Origin of the sequence: Vitreimonas flagellata (genome assembly GCF_004634425.1) — a bacterium.
In the GTDB taxonomy this organism is placed as follows: Bacteria; Pseudomonadota; Alphaproteobacteria; order Caulobacterales; family Aquidulcibacteraceae; genus Vitreimonas; species Vitreimonas flagellata.
This window is the reverse complement of the sequence record NZ_SBJL01000002.1, coordinates 850487-866325: the sequence shown is the minus strand read 5'-3', so window position 1 is coordinate 866325 and position 15839 is coordinate 850487. Positions and strand designations below refer to the sequence as shown.

General features: G+C 63.9%; 17 protein-coding genes. 7 read left to right on the top strand and 10 right to left on the bottom strand.

The features are described from left to right. Positions 1-38: 38 nt before the first annotated feature. The 4 genes from EPJ54_RS12150 to rsmI form a co-directional block, all read right to left on the bottom strand. On the bottom strand, positions 39-1007 hold the full coding sequence (locus EPJ54_RS12150) for an ATP-binding protein (RefSeq protein WP_420823041.1): 969 nt from the start codon (positions 1005-1007) through the stop codon (positions 39-41). Between the two features lie 168 nt (positions 1008-1175). After that, positions 1176-1841 (bottom strand): BON domain-containing protein, encoded by a 666-nt coding sequence (locus EPJ54_RS12145; RefSeq protein ID WP_167755699.1) that lies wholly within the window; start codon positions 1839-1841, stop codon positions 1176-1178. 192 nt (positions 1842-2033) lie between these two features. After that, positions 2034-2195 (bottom strand): YraN family protein, encoded by a 162-nt coding sequence (locus EPJ54_RS19860; protein WP_167755698.1) that lies wholly within the window; start codon positions 2193-2195, stop codon positions 2034-2036. Positions 2196-2232: 37 nt separating this feature from the next. Next, positions 2233-3135 (bottom strand): 16S rRNA (cytidine(1402)-2'-O)-methyltransferase, encoded by a 903-nt coding sequence (gene rsmI, locus EPJ54_RS12135; protein WP_135211971.1) that lies wholly within the window; start codon positions 3133-3135, stop codon positions 2233-2235. Here rsmI and EPJ54_RS12130 point away from each other — a divergent pair. Then, positions 3134-4369, top strand: a complete 1236-nt coding sequence (locus EPJ54_RS12130) for a penicillin-binding protein activator (RefSeq protein WP_135211970.1) — start codon at positions 3134-3136, stop codon at positions 4367-4369. The two genes, rsmI and EPJ54_RS12130, sit on opposite strands and share 2 nt — an antisense overlap. Here EPJ54_RS12130 and hemW read toward each other — a convergent pair. Both hemW and rdgB read right to left on the bottom strand, forming a co-directional pair. Further along, a complete protein-coding gene (gene hemW, locus EPJ54_RS12125) occupies positions 4366-5499 on the bottom strand; it encodes a radical SAM family heme chaperone HemW (protein ID WP_135211969.1) in 1134 nt (377 codons plus the stop codon). The two genes, EPJ54_RS12130 and hemW, sit on opposite strands and share 4 nt — an antisense overlap. Then, positions 5496-6089: an RdgB/HAM1 family non-canonical purine NTP pyrophosphatase gene (rdgB, locus tag EPJ54_RS12120; protein ID WP_135211968.1), complete on the bottom strand. Its 594-nt coding sequence runs from the start codon at positions 6087-6089 to the stop codon at positions 5496-5498. Before rdgB ends, hemW begins: the two co-directional genes overlap by 4 nt. A 93-nt stretch (positions 6090-6182) precedes the next feature. On the opposite strand from rdgB, the gene EPJ54_RS12115 reads away from it, so the two are divergent. Together EPJ54_RS12115 and EPJ54_RS12110 are read left to right on the top strand one after the other, a co-directional pair. Continuing rightward, complete coding sequence (locus EPJ54_RS12115; protein ID WP_135211967.1) at positions 6183-6785, top strand: DUF2975 domain-containing protein; 603 nt, start codon at positions 6183-6185, stop codon at positions 6783-6785. After that, complete coding sequence (locus EPJ54_RS12110) at positions 6785-7024, top strand: helix-turn-helix domain-containing protein (protein WP_135211966.1); 240 nt, start codon at positions 6785-6787, stop codon at positions 7022-7024. Before EPJ54_RS12115 ends, EPJ54_RS12110 begins: the two co-directional genes overlap by 1 nt. Here the strand turns inward: EPJ54_RS12110 and EPJ54_RS12105 are convergent. Together EPJ54_RS12105 and rph are read right to left on the bottom strand one after the other, a co-directional pair. Further along, positions 7021-7485: a hypothetical protein gene (locus tag EPJ54_RS12105; protein ID WP_135211965.1), complete on the bottom strand. Its 465-nt coding sequence runs from the start codon at positions 7483-7485 to the stop codon at positions 7021-7023. The genes EPJ54_RS12110 and EPJ54_RS12105 overlap by 4 nt on opposite strands. Continuing rightward, positions 7482-8195, bottom strand: a complete 714-nt coding sequence (gene rph / locus EPJ54_RS12100; RefSeq protein WP_135211964.1) for a ribonuclease PH — start codon at positions 8193-8195, stop codon at positions 7482-7484. The genes EPJ54_RS12105 and rph overlap by 4 nt, the downstream gene beginning before the upstream one ends. Before the next feature lie 265 nt (positions 8196-8460). On the opposite strand from rph, the gene EPJ54_RS12095 reads away from it, so the two are divergent. Beyond that, on the top strand, positions 8461-9651 hold the full coding sequence (locus EPJ54_RS12095; RefSeq protein WP_135211963.1) for an ATP-binding protein: 1191 nt from the start codon (positions 8461-8463) through the stop codon (positions 9649-9651). Here the strand turns inward: EPJ54_RS12095 and EPJ54_RS12090 are convergent. Further along, entirely contained in the window at positions 9648-10517 is an 870-nt protein-coding gene (locus EPJ54_RS12090) for a hypothetical protein (protein ID WP_135211962.1), read from the bottom strand. The genes EPJ54_RS12095 and EPJ54_RS12090 overlap by 4 nt on opposite strands. Before the next feature lie 90 nt (positions 10518-10607). Here EPJ54_RS12090 and hrcA point away from each other — a divergent pair, with 90 nt between their 5' ends. The 3 genes from hrcA to EPJ54_RS12075 all read left to right on the top strand — a co-directional run bounded on the left by hrcA (position 10608) and on the right by EPJ54_RS12075 (position 14564). Beyond that, positions 10608-11687: a heat-inducible transcriptional repressor HrcA gene (gene hrcA, locus EPJ54_RS12085; RefSeq protein WP_135211961.1), complete on the top strand. Its 1080-nt coding sequence runs from the start codon at positions 10608-10610 to the stop codon at positions 11685-11687. A gap of 12 nt (positions 11688-11699) precedes the next feature. After that, positions 11700-12260 carry a nucleotide exchange factor GrpE gene (gene grpE / locus EPJ54_RS12080; RefSeq protein WP_135211960.1) on the top strand — a complete coding sequence of 187 codons (561 nt, stop codon included), beginning with the start codon at positions 11700-11702 and terminating at the stop codon, positions 12258-12260. Between the two features lie 129 nt (positions 12261-12389). Further along, positions 12390-14564, top strand: coding sequence for a PPC domain-containing protein (locus EPJ54_RS12075; protein ID WP_135211959.1), 2175 nt, complete (start codon positions 12390-12392; stop codon positions 14562-14564). A 73-nt stretch (positions 14565-14637) separates the two neighbouring features. Here EPJ54_RS12075 and EPJ54_RS12070 read toward each other — a convergent pair whose 3' ends face one another. Then, complete coding sequence (locus EPJ54_RS12070; protein ID WP_135211958.1) at positions 14638-15702, bottom strand: aldo/keto reductase; 1065 nt, start codon at positions 15700-15702, stop codon at positions 14638-14640. Positions 15703-15839: the final 137 nt, after the last annotated feature.

Below are 15839 nucleotides of genomic sequence, written 5' to 3'. Positions count from 1 at the left end.
GGCAAATCCCGGCTGCTCGGCGCCTGCCCACTGACGTTTCAGGCTGCCTCGGCCACGTGGATGCGTGGTACCGCATCCGAGCCGTCGAGATCGGCGATGGTGCGCGCGACTTTCAGCGTCCGGTGATAGGCGCGGGCTGAAAGAGCAAGCGATTCAGCGGCCTTCGCGAGCAAAGCTGCGCCTGGCGCATCGGGCGTGGCGATCTTCTCAAGCGAAGCCTGATCGAGCACCGCGTTGAGACCAGCACCAAGCGACGATTGCGCATCCCGCGCCCTCATCACGCGCGCGGCGGCTTCGGCGGCGCCTTCGGGCGGTGACGGCAGCGCCAGATCAGCCGCCGTCACCGGCGGGACGTCGAGTTGAATATCGATTCGATCAAGCAATGGGCCGGAGAGCTGCGCTTGGTAATCGATCGCGCACCTCGGACCGCGCCGGCATGCGCCAACACCAACGCCGCCTCCCCCGCAGCGACACGGGTTCATCGCCGCCGCGAGCAGGATGCGCGCCGGATACGTCACGTGATGGTTCGCGCGCGCGATCAGCACTTGTCCAGTTTCAAGCGGTTGTCGCAACGCATCGAGCGCTTGTTGTGAAAATTCGGGCAACTCATCCAAGAACAACACACCTTGATGCGCGAGGCTGATTTCGCCGGGTTTTGCGCGCAAGCCGCCGCCAACATGTGCGGCCATCGCCGCCGGCAACGCGCCCGGCGCGGAGGCAAGCGACCCGTCGAGGCCGACTTCGCAGAAGCATACCACGCCATCGAGCGCGTCATGCGGCAGCGCGCCGATCGCGGCCGGCGCGAGATTGACGATCAACCGGCCCGGCGGGATCGCCAGACCAATCGAAGCGAACGCCGCCCGCACGCGCTCGCGCGCCTCGGAGACGGTCTTGTCGCCAAGGCCGACCACAACGATGGCGGGCGTCCCGCCGGTCATTTGAACTTGAACTTCGATGCGCCGGGCTTCGAGCCCCTGAAACGCCACCGTGGTCGCTGTCGCGAAAATCTGGCTCACGCCCGTCCTTTATCCACAAGGCGGGCGTTCATTTGTACATGATGAGAACAAATGAGCAACTAAAAATGAACATCAGCGCTTCCCAGCGCAGACGTGGGTGGAGGTTACCCCCAGGCGCACGAGCGCGCCACGGAAATCCACGCGGAAAAGCCTAGAAAATTAGTAGTTGGAGCCAGCCAGATCCCGCTCGGCCGGGCGCTCGATCGGCGCTGCGCCCGTCGCGCTGTTTTGCGCGTAATACGGCACGGGCGGCGCGTTCACTTGCATAAACGAGACAACACGCTGCACGCCGCCGACGACGCTGGCGATCTCGGCCGCGCGGCGCAGCTCTTCTTCTGAACGCGCCGTGCCCATCAAGTACACATTGCCCTGGAAGGTCTCGATATTGACGTTGATCGCGCGCACGGCGCGGCTCGCGGTGAGGCGTGTGCGAATTTGCGCTGTGATGAATTCATCCTGCGCATTGCGCATCACACTCGAATGCGGCCCGACGAAAATCTCATTGTAGACGTTCTGAATGAGCGGCATCGAACGCGCGATCGTCTCGGCGGCTTGGCGATGTTCTTCCGTCGGCGTAACGCCGGAGAGCAGCAAATTGCCGTTCGCGACTTCGACATCCACTTCTTGGAAGGCGGCGCGATCAGCGGCCAGCAAGCGCATCTTCACTTGGTTGGACGCGTTGGCGTCATCGATACCCTGCCCGATCGTGCGGTCTTGCGCTGCGTAAACGCCAACACTTGCCGCGGTTCCAAGAGCGGCGGTGACGCAGCCGCTCGTAGCGGCGCAGGCCGCGAGCGCGGCTAAGGTGAGGACAGAGGTGCGCATCCGCGCAGTGTGCGCCTGGATCGTTTCGCGCCCCTTAACGGTATCGCTCGTCAAACCACGCCGCGCGTTCATGTTTGGGTAAGAAACTCGCGCCCACCACGACAACATCGAAGCGTATCGGCGCTTTTTGCAAACGCCACCGCCCAGCAAGCGTTTGCGCCGCGCCCGCAATCCGCTGCTGCGCCATCGGCGTCACCGCGAACATGCCAGCTCAAAGGTGGATCGCGCTTTGACCTCGACGATCACCAGCACACCGCCTTTCCAAGCCGCGACATCGACTTCGCCATGCGGCGTACGGCAGCCATGGCCCAAAATGCGATAGCCTTTGGCCATCAAAAGAACATCGCGATCCATTCCGCGCCGCGGCCGCGGCGCTCGGCCTTCTGCCGGCTCAAGCGCGATCCTTGAGTTCAAGCGCGCGCTGATACGCACGCTTGCGCGGCACGCCAAGATCGCGCGCCGCTTCCGCCGCCGCATCCTTTACGCCACGCGGCAGCGCCTTCAGTAAGAACGCATCCAACGCCTCTTCGCTCACCTCGCCTTTCGCATGCGGCGGTCCAATCACGACAACGATCTCGCCGCGCGGCCCGCCCGCTTCCGCGTAATGCGCGGCCAGCGCATCTAGCGTGTCACGCCGCGTTTCCTCGAACATCTTCGTGAGTTCGCGCGCCACAGCCGCCGAACGCGCGCCCAGCACTTCCACCATATCGGCCAACGATTCCGCTAAGCGCGGGCCTGACTCGTAGAGGATCAACGTCGCGTCGATGTCCGCCAGCTCGGTGAGCGTCGCTTTCCGCGCGCCCTGCTTATTCGGAAGAAATCCGGCGAACAGAAACCTATCGCTCGGCAAGCCCGACACAACGAGCGCCGCCAACGACGCCGACGCTCCCGGGATCGGAAACACGCGATGCCCCGCCTCTATCACCGCACGCGCCAGCTTGAAACCTGGATCGGAGACAAGCGGCGTGCCTGCGTCTGAAATCAGCGCCACGCTCTCCCCGCGCCCCAGCGCGTCGAGGATTTCCTCACGCGCCGCCTCAGCGTTGTGCTCATGGTACGCCGCCAACCGCGGCTTCAGCCCGTACGCGTCCATCAGCTTGCGGGCCACGCGGGTATCCTCGGCATAGACCCGGTTCACTCCGCCCAAAATGTCCAATGCCCGCAAGGTGATGTCGCGCAGGTTCCCGATTGGGGTGGCCACCACATAAAGGCCCGTTTCGGGAGGTGGACTGGATTCGCGGGCGCCGATACGGTCGCGCGCGATTTCATCGGGGTCTTGCGAAGGGTTGTTCATGGCTTCCGCCAAATCATCGGCGCTGTCGCGCGTTGCGCCAAGTCATTTGAAGCTCGGTGCGGCTTTGAGCCTGGCCGCTTTCATGACCGCGTGCGCCACAGCACCCACAGGCCCCACGCCGATGCCAGGCCCCGGCCCCTCGGTACCGCCCGGCACGGACGTCACCAGCCGAGACGGCGTCACCCCGCCCTTCATGCGCGGCCAACAAATCGTCCGCGTCGGCCTCTTGCTGCCCTTCTCGCTCCGCCCGCAGGACGCGTCGGCGCTCTATAATGCCGCCGAACTCGCGCTCTTCGATCACGGCAGCCCGAACACGCTGCTCATCCCGCGCGACGCCGGCGCCGATGAAGCGTCCGCCACCGCCGCCGCGCGCGCGCTGGTGAATGACGGCGCTGACATCATCATCGGCCCGGTGCTGCGCGAAGGCGTCGCCGGCGCCGGCAACGCCGCGCGCGCGGAGAACATTCCGGTGATCGGCTTCTCGTCGGATCGCACCGTCGCGGGCAACGGCATCTATCTCTTGAGCTTCCAACTCGAAGACGAAATCTCGCGCATCGTCTCGTATGCGTCTGAGCACAACATCCGCACCATCGCGCTGCTGGCGCCGTCGAACGAATACGGCCGCCGCGTGGAAAGCGCATTGCGCGCTGAAGCGCGTCTGCACGGCGTCACAATCACGTCGGCGCAACTTTATAGCCGCACTGATACGGAAGCCGCAGCGGCCGCCACCGCAATGGCGGCGACACTGCGGACAACGCCGACGCAAGGCATTCTCATCGCCGAAAGCGGCCAACCCTTGCGCTCCATCGCGACCGCACTCGTGCGCGGCGGCGTCGATCAACGCCAAGTGCGCTTCATGGGCACGAGCGTGTGGGCCGGTGAGGCGCAGCGCGAGCCGACGCTTGCGGGCGGCTGGTACGTCTCGCCAGACCTCAACTCGCGCGACGAATTCGAAGGCCGTTACCAGAACGTCTATGGCCAGGCGCCGACGCGCCTCGCCAGCTTGGGCTACGACGCGGTCGCGCTCGCGGCCCTGCTCTCACGCGACGCCGGCGCACGCGGTTTCAATCGCACCGCGATCGAAAACCCCGAAGGCTTCGCTGGCTCCGACGGCCTCTTCCGATTCCGCAATAACGGCGCGATCGAGCGTGGCTTGGCGATCATCGAGGTGCGCCAGAACGACGTCGCGGTGTTGGAAGCCGCGCCCCGCCGCTTCGCACGTCAAGGCAGCTAAGCCGCCAGCTCCGCCGCGATCGTATTCGCGACCAGACGACCGCGCGCCGTAAGACGCACGCGGTCGTTGTCATATTCGATCAGCCCCCGCTCGCTCAGCCAAGTCAGCGCCTCCGGATTGACCGGGCGGCCACGCAACGCCGCGATGCGCTGAAGCTCCGCGCCTTCGATTGTACGCACGCCCATCAGCAGCACTTCGTCCGCGTTTTCCTCGTTCGTAAGCGTCGACTCCTCGATCCAACCGACGCCATGCTCGCGCACTGCATCGATGTAGTCCGACACCCGCGCCTGTGCTTCGGTTGCGATCCGCGCGGCTGCGTGCGTGAAGCGCCCATGCGCGCCGGGGCCAACCCCAATCCAATCGGCGCTGCGCCAATAGAGCAGATTGTGCAGCGCGCGCGCGCTTTCGCTGCGCGCGTGGTTAGAGATCTCGTAGCCCGGAAAACCCGCCGCTTCGCACACCTCTTGCGTCAGCTCATAGAGGGTCGCCGCTTTCTCGTCGTCCGGCGGCACGATCTGGCCGCGATCCACGCGCCGCGCGAACGCCGTCTTCGGCTCGATCGTGAGCTGATAAAGCGACACATGCTCCACCGGCAATTCCAGCGCACGCGTGAGCTCTTCGCGCCATTCGGCCTCGCCCTGCCCTTCTCGTGCATAAATCAGATCGAGCGAGACGCGCCGCCCCGTCGCCGCCGCCACATCAATGGCGCGGCGCGACGCATGCGCATCGTGACGCCGGCCCAACGCCTTCAGCGCCGCATCATCGAACGCCTGCGCGCCAACGGAGAAGCGATTCACACCGGCAGCGGCCTGTTCCGCAAACAGCGCGTGATCTTCCGGGTTGGCTTCCAGCGTAATCTCGCAATCAGCGGCGAGCGTGTAGATGCGCGAGGCCGCATCAATCAGCTTGGCGATCTCGTGCCCGCGCAGCAGTGACGGCGTGCCGCCGCCTAAGAACAAGCTCACCGCTTCACGCCGCCCAAAACGCTGCGCATGCGCTTCCATGTCGGCGATGATCGCATCCAGCAAGGGCGCGTTTTCGGCGCCGCGCGCGCGATAGACGTTGAAATCGCAATACGGACAGATCGCGGCGCAATACGGCCAATGCACATAGATGCCGAAGGCGCTCATTTGAGACTTGCGAGCAATTTCTCGAACGCGCGCGCGCGATGCGTCATCGGCAATTTCTCGTCGTGGCTCATCTCGCCAAACGTGCGGTCCAAACCATTCGGCTGAAAGATTGGATCGTAGCCGAAGCCCTTCGTTCCACGCGGCGGCCACACGATCATTCCGCGCGCCTCGCCTTCGAAGGTCTCGACTGCTCCGTCGGGTTCGGCCATCGCCAACACGCAGACAAAGCGGGCGGAAAAATCGGTTGCGCCGCGCTTCTGCAATTCCTCGTGCACGCGTTGCATGGCGAAGCCGAAATCCTTGTTCGGCCCCGCCCAGCGCGCCGAATACACCCCCGGATCGCCGCCGATGCCGAAGACCTCAAGCCCCGAATCGTCTGCCAGCGCCGGCAAGCCGGACGCTTCCGCCGCCGCCCGCGCTTTCAACGCCGCATTGCCAACGAACGTCGTCTCCGTCTCTTCCGGCTCGGGCAGGCCCAAATCCCCTGCGGAAACCGCCTCCACACCCAGCGGGGCGAGCAGCGCGCCGATCTCGCGCACCTTTCCGGCATTGTGGCTGGCGACGACGAGACGACCGGAAAGATGGGGCATGAGCGACACTTGTTTGACCTGACCGCCCAGCGTCTATATCGTTTATCAATAAAGTCCGGCTAAGCTCCGGCGTTCGGCAGGATCAGACCATCTATGAAAGCCCTCGGCAAAGGCTCGATCGCCTCCATCGTTCAGGTGGGATTGCAGATCGCTTGGATCGTCCTTTGGGTGATGGCGGGCCTGCTGCTGGTGGGCGCCATCGCCTATGGCGTGATCCTCTTTTTGATCTCGAACGGCTCGATTGACCCCGCTTTGCTTGAGGGCGGCTCGGGCGCGGCGCGCGTGGGCGGCGGCTCGGGCGACTTCCATCTCACCTACGATCAACCCGGCGGCGGACGCTGGCCTGTCGTCGTCCCTGCTCTGCTGATCGGCGCGGTCGCGATCGCGGGTTCGCTGGTGATCGTCTGGCGGCTCAAACAATTGTTCGACAGCTTCTCGTCCGGCGAACCCTTCCGCCGCGAGAACGCCAACCATCTCCGCGTAATCTGGATCACGATGCTCGTCATCGAACTTTCACGTTATGCACTGATGGCGCTGACCGGCGTTTTGATCACGACCTTTGCGCCAGACGTGCACGGCGAGATCAGCATCTCCTTCGATTTCTCGAGCTGGCTCTCGATCCTTGTTCTGGTCGTCTTGGCCGAAGTCTTCCGCGAGGGCGCGCGCCTTAAGGAAGAACAGGAGCTGACGATCTGATGGCGATCCGCGTCACCCTCGACCGCATCCTGCTAGAACGCCGCATGTCGCTGACCGATCTCAGCGAGAAGGTTGGCGTGACGCTCGCGAACCTCTCGATCCTGAAGACCGGAAAAGCCAAGGCGATCCGCTTCTCGACGCTCAACGCGCTTTGCCGCGTGCTCGAATGCCAACCAGGCGAATTGCTGAGCTTTGAGCCGAGTGACACCGACATACTTGAAGAAGCAGACGCGGATTAAGCAATCAGCGCACCGACCTCGAGCCGATAGCCATCAAGCTCGGGATCGTCGAGTGCTGCGGCCGTGATGTAATCGGCCTCACCGAACAGCGCGAAATCTTGACCGCCCGCGTCGAACACATAGCCCACGTCCACGCGATACGGATTGGTCATCGTCAGCCGGCGCGGATGTTTGAGCGACGCGCCGATCAACCACGGCAGATCGATGTCCTCGTGCGTCCAATCGCGCGCGATCGCTTTGTATGTATCGGGCTCTTCGCTGCGCAAATGGCCGTAGGCGTGATCGAGCAACGCGGCTTCGCGGATGACAATGTCGGTCGCACCCTCAAATCCGATATCAATGTGAAACACCACGCCATTGGCGAAGAAAATCTCGATCGGATCGTCGCCCTCGAACGGCGCGTGCCCGACACGCGTGATCCGCGCAATCGGGCCCGCATCGATCAGCGCCTGCAAACTCACGCGATCGCCTGACGCTGCAATTCAAACAACTTGCCGCAACCAAGTTTCGCCAAGCGGATCAGTTCCGCGAACTCGTCATCGGTGAACGGGCGCTTTTCGCCGGTCGCTTGCACCTCGATCAAACGGCCGTCGCCGGCCATGACGAAATTACAATCGACCTCGGCGTTGGAATCTTCCGCGTAATCGATGTCGAGCACAGCCGCTGCCTCGAACACGCCGCACGAAATTGCCGCGACCTGACCAGTGATCGGGTTCTCTTTGATCACCTTTTCATCGACCAAATATTTGCACGCGCGCGCGAGCGCGACCCAAGCTCCGGTGATCGCCGCGGTGCGCGTACCGCCATCGGCTTGGATCACGTCGCAATCGAGCGTGATGGTGCGGTCGCCCAACGCTTTGAGATCGACCGCCGAACGCAGCGAGCGCCCGATCAGACGTTGGATCTCTTGCGTGCGCCCGCTCTGCTTGCCTTGCGCTGCTTCGCGGCGACCGCGTGTGTGCGTCGCGCGCGGTAGCATGCCGTATTCGCCCGTCACCCAGCCGCGGCCCTGGCCCTTCAGCCAGCCGGGGACGCCTTGCTCGACGCTCGCGGTGCAGAGCACGTGCGTCTGCCCGAACTTGGCCAAGCAGGAGCCCTCGGCGTAGCGGGACACCGCCGTTTCCAGGCTGATGTCTCGCAATTGGTCGCTGGCGCGGCCGGATGGGCGCATGGGAACTTTCTCCAGAATAGGCCTCTATCGGATTGTTTGGGCCAGTTAGGCCGCATCGACCTAACTTTCCTATAGAGCGCTATGAAAACGAAGGCCCGCCATTGGCCGAAAAGCGCCCCCAAGTCGACCCCCAGCGACCGCGGCGAGTCCAGGCGAGTCCATAGGCCATTTTGGACAAGTTTGGCCGACTCGGCCTAACTCCTTAACCCAATAGCACTCTATAGGATTGTTAGGCCACTCCCGCCTAACTCGACCAAACAATCATATGAAAGCCACCCACAATCCCTATAATCCCGGCGCCGGGGTCCCTCCCCCGGACCTCGCCGGCCGCGATGCGCTGATCGAGATGGCGCGTGTCGCCATCGTGCGCGCCAAGGCCGGCCGGCCCGCCAAGAGCGCCATCATGTTGGGGCTACGCGGCGTTGGCAAAACTGTGCTGCTCAACGCCTTCGAAGCCATCGCCGAAGAGCAAGGCTGCCAAACCGCCTTGCTCGAAATCGAGCCGACCATGCCGTTGGCGCAGCAGCTTGCGCCGCAACTTCAGCAAATCCTCTTCCGCCTCGACCGCATCAAAAAAGCTGGCGCCGACCTGCAGAAGGCGTTCGGCTCGCTCAAAGCTTTCGCTTCGATGTTCAAGGCGAGCGTCGGCGACGTCGATTTCAGTTTCACCGCCGGCCAAGCCACGGGCGACCTCACCATTGATCTCACTGATCTCTTCGTCGCCATCGCCGAAGCCGCAAAGAAGCGCGAGACCGCGATCATCCTGCTGATCGATGAAATCCAATATCTGCAGAAGAGCGATTTGGGCGCCCTCATCATGGCGCTGCACAAAATCTCGCAACGCCAATTGCCGCTGCTGCTGTTCGGCGGCGGCCTGCCGCAACTCGCCAAGCTTGCGGGCGATGCAAAATCTTATGCCGAGCGCCTGTTCGATTATCCGCCCATCGGCCCGCTTGACGACAAGGGCGCGCGCCTCGCTCTCACCGCCCCTGCCGAACGCGAAGGCGTGAAGTATGCGGCCGATGCGCTCGACTTCGTCGTCAAGCAAACCGGCGGCTATCCGTTCTTCCTGCAAGTTTGGGGTGCGCATTGTTGGGAGGTGGCGGCAAAATCGCCGATCACTCTGGCTGACGCCAAGCGCGCGAGCGAAACCGCGGTCGCGGCCCTCGACGAAGGCATTTTCAAAGTCCGCCTCGCGCGTCTCACCGATCGGCAAAAGACGTATGCGCGCGCGATGGCGGAGTTTGGCGCCGATCCTGTGCATTCATCAGAAATCGCCAACTTCATGGGCTTGAGCCTTAGCCAAGCCGCGCCCATCCGCGACGAACTCATCAAGAAGGGCATGGCCTATTCGCCCGAGCGCGGCCTGATCGGTTTCACCGTGCCGAAATTCGACGAATACATGCGCCGCGCGATGGACCCGATCACGCCACCCAAAGCGAAGAAGAAGGCCTAAGCGGCGCAGCGCAAGGTGAGCTGGCGCGTGCGTCGATCAACGCTGATCGACGCGCAACCCGCGCGCTCCAACGCCGCACGGCCCACCACGAGCGACGGCGGCGGCGCGTCCGTCTCCCCTGCCGCGACGATGGCGTCTTCTTCGAGCGCACCCAGCAGGGGCGCATTGGTGCGCGCAAACGCCGGCGCGAGCGTCAGTCCTTCGACCGTCAGCTCCGTTGTCACCGGCTGCATCATCGTGCTCAAGCCCAACACCATCGGCGTCTCCGCCAACTCGCCAGCCGCCGGGATCGCGCCCGCGCGATCGAACAGGCGCGCCGCCGAACGATTGAAAACGCTCGCCGGATTGGTCACGTCGAACATCACCAATAACGTCTCGCCGCCCACTTGCGCGCTCGCGCGCCACACATCCGCGTCCTCCAGCGCAAACCGGATTTCGCGCACCTGCGCCGGCTCCGCGCCAAGCGTGATGGTGATCACATCGTACGGCATCGCGCCCGGCCCAATCAGACCTTCGGCGACGTGGCTCGCCGGCGCTGGAAATATTCCCGCGAACGCCCGCGACGCGCGATCGCCGAAGGTGATGCGCGGCCGCGCGATGCGACCCCGGATAGTGTTGCCGCCTTCGATGCTCACGCCGAGCGCCGCAAACGGCAGCCGCCGCAACCCGATCCGCTCCGCGCCCGGCGTCGATACCGCCAGCATGTCCGGCACGCGGGTATCGACCTCCAGCCTGACGTCGCGGCGGTTGATCTGCGCCTCCACCACAGGCGGCCCATTCCGAGCGTCCAAAGTGACGACGGTCTGCGCCATGACCGGTGCGGCAAAACAAAGAGCAGCGATAAAGCCGAAAAATCCCAAACGCATGGGCGGCGTTCCTCCCGGCGGAACACGGCGATTTCAAGTCCCGCCCTTGCCCGCTTGCGCGATCGCGCTTGTTCGCTACCTAGAGGCGCGATGGCGCAACCCCCCGCCCCCGACCTCACCTCGCTCGACGCCCGAGCGCGGGAGATTTTCCGAGAGATCGTCGAGTCCTATCTGACGACCGGCGAACCCGTCGGCTCGCGCACGCTCTCCAAGCTCGGCAACGTCGGCCTTTCCGCAGCCTCGATCCGCAACACGATGGCCGACCTTGCCGGTCTCGGCCTGCTCGATGCGCCACACGCGATGGCTGGCCGTCGCCCCACCCAAGCGGGCCTGCGTTTCTTCGTCGATAGTCTCCTACAACTCGGCGACCTGCCGCCGGATGAGAAGCGCGAGATCGACGGGCGCATCGGCCAGGCCGGCGCGAACCCGCAGGACGTGTTGGGCGCCGCCTCCGAATTGCTCTCCGGTCTTGCCGGCGGCGCGGGCCTCGTCGTGACCCCAGAGCGCGACGCGCCGGTGCGCCACGCCGAGATCGTCGGCATCGGCCCCGGCCAAGCGCTGTTGGTGCTCGTGTTTGAAGACAATCAGGTCGAGAACCGCATCATCAACACGCCGCCCGACCTCCCCTCCGGGGCATTGGTCGAAGCCGCGAATTATCTGAATGCCCGCTTCAAAGGCAAAACTCTGAGCGAAGCGCGCGTCGAGGCGGCAGAAGCTTTGGCGCGCGACCGCGCCGCTTTGGACCAAGCCGCGGCCAAGCTCGTGGAGAAAGGTCTGGTCGAATGGTCCGGCGAAGATCCAACGCTCGGCCGTTCGCTAATCGTGCGTGGGCGCGGCAATCTGCTTCAAGACCAGCAAGCCGTGGCCGACCTGGAGCGCGCGCGGCGGCTGTTCGACGACCTGGAAAAAACTCGCGAACTGATCCAAGTGCTCGACCTCGCCAAGGCTGGCGAGGCGGTGCGTGTCTTTATCGGCTCGGAAAACTCCCTGTTTTCATTATCGGGATCGAGTTTGATCGTCGCCCCCTATATGAACGCCGAACGGAAGGTCGTGGGCGCCCTGGGCGTCATCGGCCCCACCCGACTGAATTATGCCCGGGTGATCCCCGTGGTGGACTACACGGCTCGCGTCGTCGGCAGATTGCTCGACGCCCGCGGGTCGGATCGCTGAACGAGGAATGGAATGACGGACGAAAGCAACGCAGAGCAACCGCAATCCGAAGCCGCCGAAACGCAAACGCCGGACATCGAGACGTTGCAGGCCGAGCTGAACAAAGCGCGCGATGACATGCTCCGCGCGTTGGCCGAAGCGGAAAACACCCGCCGCCGCGCCGAGCGCCAGGTCGCGGACGCGCGCGCTTACGCCATCGATCGCTTCGCCGGCGACCTGCTGCCGATCGCCGACACGCTCTCGCGCGCCCTGCTCGCGGCCCCGCGTGACGACGCCGACGATAGCGTGCGCAATCTCATCACCGGCGTTGAGCTCACCGAGCGCTCTTTGCTTGACGTCTTCGCCAAGCATGGCCTGAAGCGCGTTGGCGAAAAGGGCGAGACCTTCAACCCGAACCTGCACCAAGCCGTGGCGCAAGCGCCGTCCGAATATCCATCGGGCGTCGTCGCCGAAGTGATGCAATCGGGCTTCGTGCTGGGCGATCGCACGTTGCGCGCCGCCATGGTGCTGGTCTCGACAGGCCCCGCCGCGGGGGCGCAGGCGCCCAGCGGAACCATCGACATTAAGGTCTGAGCTATGCGGCGCGCACGCGCCGCCATGCGAGGTTGCTCGGGATTAGTCGCGGTTCCGACTAGATTCGCCTTTACTCCCCTCATTGCCGATTGTTAACCATACGGCGTCCAATTTAAGGGGAGTTCAGACATGCGCGGAAAACTTTTATTCGGCGCGGCCACCGCCGCGCTCCTGCTTGCCATGCCTGCAGCCGCGCAAGACGTTGACCAGCCGGGCGACGCGAGCACGCAAGCGCGCATCAGTGTCGGCACCACGGACGGCGCGATCTCCCCTGCTGGCGATACAGACTGGTATCGTCTGCGCGTCGAAGAAGGCCAGCGCTACACGATCGCGCTCGACGCGAATTCCGAGTCGGAAGTCGACGCTATCGATCCGGTGCTCACGATCTACAACGAGGCCGGCGAACAGGTCGCCTACAATGACGACAGCAACGGCTCGCTGAATTCGCAGGTCGCGTACAATGCGAGCGCAGCGGGCGACGTGTTTGTCGAAGCGCGCGCGTTCAACGAAGCCTCGACGGGCGCTTATCGCTTCACCATTAGCGCCGCCGCGATCCCGCCGGACGATGCTGGAAACGACGCGAACACGCGCGCCACCGCCGCAACCGGCCGCGATATCAACGGCACGATCGAATATGAAGGCGATTCCGATTGGTATCGCCTCAACGTGCGCACCGGCCAACGCTACCGCATCGCGCTCAATACCAATGCCGGCGCCGAAACGCCGCTCGGCGACCCCTACCTCCGCTTGGTCGACAGCGAAGGCACAGAACTGAACGCGAGCGACGACAGCGAAGGCAGTCTGAATTCGCTGCTCGAATACACGCCGCAAGCCAACGGCACGGTCTATGTCGTCGCCAGCGCCTACGCCGACGCCTATCAGGGCGGCTACACACTGCGCGTCGATTCAGAACGCGCGCCGACCGACGGCACCAGCGCCAATCGCAACACGCGCGGCCGCTTGAGCTTGGGCCAACCTTTGAACGCGTCGCTCGACTTTGCCGGCGACAGCGATTGGTACAGGATACGCCTCACCGAGGGTCAATCGTACCGCTTCCGCTTGAACAGCGGCGAAGGCGACAACGCGCTCGGCGATCCGCTGATCAAGCTCATTGGCCCAGACGGCGTCGAGCTCGCGATGGACGATGACGGCGGCGGCAATCTGAATTCGTATCTTGAATTCATGGCGCCAACGACCGGCAATTATTTCGTCGAAGCGCGCGGCTTTATGGACGATGCGGTTGGCGCGTACACGCTGATCGCCAGCGAAGGTGAAATCCCGGCCGACGCCACGACAGACGTCTCGCTCAGCGCCGAAGGCGATTATCGCGAAGGCGTGCTGGCGCCCGCCGGCGACAAGGATTGGTATCGTCTTGAACTGGCGGAAGGCCAAAGCGTACGCATCGGCCTGACCTCGGCCGAGAGCGCCGACCCCCTCCCCGATCCGTACCTCATCCTCTACGGCGCGGATGGTGCTGAGCTCACACGCGACGACGATAGCGGCGACGGCCTCAATGCTTGGCTGGAATACACCGCCACGAGCGCCGGCCCGGTGTTCGTTGAAGCGCGCGGCTTCGGTGAAGACGCCGCCGGTCGCTATGTCATCAGCCTGAACGCGGGCGAAGTCGGCGACAACGCGGAGATGGCGGAATATCTCGCCGCCAACAGCGAGGGTCGCGTTAGCCTCATCGGCAGCGAGGGCGATGTGGATTGGTTCGCCGTCGACCTCGTCGAAGGCCGCCCCTACCGCTTCTATGTCGATGGCTACGAGCCGGGCCCGCTTGCCGATCCCCTCCTCACACTGCTCGATGAGAACGGCCAACAACTCGCGCAGGATGACGACGGCGGCGCTGGCTTGAACTCGTATCTCAGCTTCACGTCAGTCACAGGCGGTCGCTACTACCTCGCCGTGTCTGGTTACGCGGGCGTCCAAGGTCGCTATTTCATCCGCGCGATCGACACCGAAGTGCCGGGCGGCGTCAATTCTGACGAATATTTGGACGGCGCTGGCGACGATCGCATCAATCGCATCGAAATCCCTGGGGATGTCGATTCCTACCATGTCGAACTCGAAGCAGGCGTGCGTTACACGATCGACGTGCGCGGCCATGGCGACAGCCCGCTCGGCGATGCGTTCCTCACGGTGCTCGACGCCAATGGCGAGCGCGTTGCGTCGGACGATGACGCCGGTTCTGGTATGGATGCGCGCTTGCGGTTCACGCCGCTGACGGGCGGCTCATACATCCTTCAGGCGAGCGGCCTTGGCGGCTCGACCGGCGGGTATCAAATTCAGATCGCGCGTTAACAGGACCTGGGGTCCGGGGGACGCACGCGATGGCGGCGGCGCTGGCAAGAGCGCCGCCGCTTTTCTCTGCGCCTTAGCTCAGGCCGGCCAGACGTTCCGCGCCCTGACGTTCCAGCATCCAGCCCGGATATTCCGGCTTCAGCTTCGACACCTCATCCAGCCGCGCGAGGTCATCGCTCGACAGCTCAACCCGCGTTGCAGCCAGATTGTCGGCGAGTTGCTCTTCGTTCTTGGCGCCGATGATCACGCTTGTGACGTGTGTTTGGTGCAAGAGCCACGCGAGCGCGATTTGCGCGACCGACACGCCGCGCGCGTCGCCGAGCTGCTTCATCACATCGATAATGTCGTAGGCCTTGTCCTTGTCGACCGGCGGGAAATCGAACGCCGTGCGGCGCGCATCGTTCGGGCCGGCATTGTCGCGCGTGAATTTGCCGGAGAGGAAGCCGCCCGCGAGCGGGCTCCAAGGCAAGATTGCCAGCTCTTCGCTTTGCGCGAGCGGTACGACTTCGCGCTCCAGGTCTCGGCCTGCGATCGAATAATACATTTGCAGCGATTCAAATCGCGCCAGGCCGTTGCGCTCTGAAACGCCCAGCGCCTTGGCGATCTGCCACGCCGCGAAATTGCAGAGCCCGATATAACGCGCCCTCCCCGAGGCCACGACTTCATCTAGCGCTTCCAATGTTTCCTCGATCGGCGTCGCCGGATCGAAGGCATGCACCTGGTAGAGATCGATATAATCGAGTTGCAGTCGCTCCAAGCTCGCATCGATCGCTTCGAAGATGTGCTTGCGGCCCAAGCCCCAGAGATTGGCGTTTTTCGCGCGCCGTTGCGCCTCGGGCGTATCCGCGCCGCCATACGCGCCCATCCGGCCGAACACTTTTGTTGCGATCACCAATTCGTCGCGCGGCAAATCCTTGATCGCCTCGCCCAACACGGTTTCGGACAAGCCGTTGGAATAGATGTCCGCCGTGTCGATGAAGGTGACGCCCCGATCGAACGCCGCTTTCGTCAGCTTCGTGCAGGTTTCCTGCTCCAACGCGCCGATGACCTTCCAAAAGCCGTCGCCGCCAAACGTCATGGTGCCGAGGCAAATTTCAGATACGGCGAGGCCTGTGCGGCCGAGTTTGCGATAACGCATGCGCAGTCTCCTAGGCCGAACGGCCCATTGCGAGTGATGACAATACAGAAACGGCCAGAGTCCGCGCGATCGCAACGGCGCGCGCGACAGGCGCGGGCGTCAGCATTGGATGGAGCGATACAGAGGTCGAAAAAATC